At 52.6% G+C, this 435-nt stretch carries 1 rRNA gene; it reads left to right on the top strand.

Features of this window, described 5'->3' with window-relative positions:
• Positions 1 to 435: ribosomal RNA gene (locus KGF39_RS19520) — 16S ribosomal RNA — on the top strand; the annotation flags it as partial.

Raw genomic sequence — 435 nt, 5'->3', positions numbered from 1 at the left:
GGGAGGCAGCAGTGGGGAATATTGCACAATGGGCGAAAGCCTGATGCAGCAACGCCGCGTGGAGGAAGAAGGTTTTCGGATTGTAAACTCCTGTTGTTGAGGAAGATAATGACGGTACTCAACAAGGAAGTGACGGCTAACTACGTGCCAGCAGCCGCGGTAAAACGTAGGGTGCAAGCGTTGTCCGGAATTACTGGGTGTAAAGGGAGCGCAGGCGGACCGGCAAGTTGGAAGTGAAAACTATGGGCTCAACCCATAAATTGCTTTCAAAACTGTTTTTCTTGAGTAGTGCAGAGGTAGGCGGAATTCCCGGTGTAGCGGTGGAATGCGTAGATATCGGGAGGAACACCAGTGGCGAAGGCGGCCTACTGGGCACCAACTGACGCTGAGGCTCGAAAGTGTGGGTAGCAAACAGGATTAGATACCCCTGTAGTC

Origin of the sequence: Clostridioides sp. ZZV14-6345 (genome assembly GCF_020657775.1) — a bacterium.
Taxonomy (GTDB): Bacteria; Bacillota; Clostridia; order Peptostreptococcales; family Peptostreptococcaceae; genus Clostridioides; species Clostridioides difficile_D.
Note: the sequence above shows the minus strand (reverse complement) of the source record. Positions and strands in the feature narration are given on the sequence as shown.